1 protein-coding gene is annotated in these 865 nt (G+C 45.4%); it reads right to left on the reverse strand.

Features of this window, described 5'->3' with window-relative positions:
- Window positions 1-63: 63 nt before the first annotated feature.
- Window positions 64-513, reverse strand: a complete 450-nt coding sequence (locus H6A34_RS14480) for a Fur family transcriptional regulator (RefSeq protein WP_205106089.1) — start codon at window positions 511-513, stop codon at window positions 64-66.
- Between the last annotated feature and the right edge of the window lie 352 nt (window positions 514-865).

An 865-nucleotide genomic window follows, 5' to 3' on the forward strand; every position in this document is an offset into this window, starting at 1 on the left:
CAAGACATTTGTCTTAACTCCTTTACTCCCTAACTCCTTAACTCCTTAAAATATGGATATTCTTTATATTTTTCCCCTTCTCTTCCCCTCTTCTTTCTCCGCGCATTCGGGGCAAAGGCCCTTAATGACGTAGTTTATGCTGTTCATTAGGAAGCCGTCGGGCAGCTCAACCACGGGCACATGTATGCGTTTAAGGCAGAAAGTGCGGTGGCAGTGCTCGCAGTAGAAGTGCGTATGCTCGTCGTCAACGCCGCAGTCGCACTCGTCCGAGCACACGTTGTACTTCAGCGAGCCGCTCCCGTCGTCGACGGCATGTATCAGCTTGTTCATCAGGAATACCGACAACGTGCGCGAGATAGTGCTCTTGTCAACCGTCGGCAGCAGCCTTTCGAGCTGCGGCAGCGACACCGTCTCGTCGCCCCTGAACATCTCCTTCAGGATGAGCAGCCTCGTGGCGGTGGGCTTTATGCCGCGATGCACAAGCTTGTCTATATAAAACTGTTCGTCAGCCATACTGTTGCAAATGTAGTGATAAATAGGAAGAAAGGTGTTAATTGAGTAGTTAAAGAAGTTAAAAGTAGTTATCGCTCACTTCGTTCGCTAGGAGTTAAAGGAGTTCATTTCAGTAGTTAAAGGAGTTAAAGTAGTTATCGCTCACTTCGTTCGCTAGAAGTTAAAGTCAAATGCTTTGTTAATTATTGCGTTAATGGATATCAACCACTACACATCTAACAAGGGTAATGACTTTAACTCCTAGCGAACGAAGTGAGCGATAACTACTTTAACTTCTTTAACTACTGAAAAAATCTCCTTTAACTACTTAAATGAATCCTTCTTGTCAAAGAACACTCTCGTGGCGTTAAGC

It is taken from the genome of Marseilla massiliensis (genome assembly GCF_016899855.1).
Taxonomy (GTDB): domain Bacteria; phylum Bacteroidota; class Bacteroidia; order Bacteroidales; family Bacteroidaceae; genus Prevotella.

Coding starts and splice junctions, on each gene's coding strand:
- H6A34_RS14480 (WP_205106089.1), bottom strand. CDS start 513: ATGGCTGACGAACAGTTTTATATAGACAAGCTTGTGCATCGCGGCATA.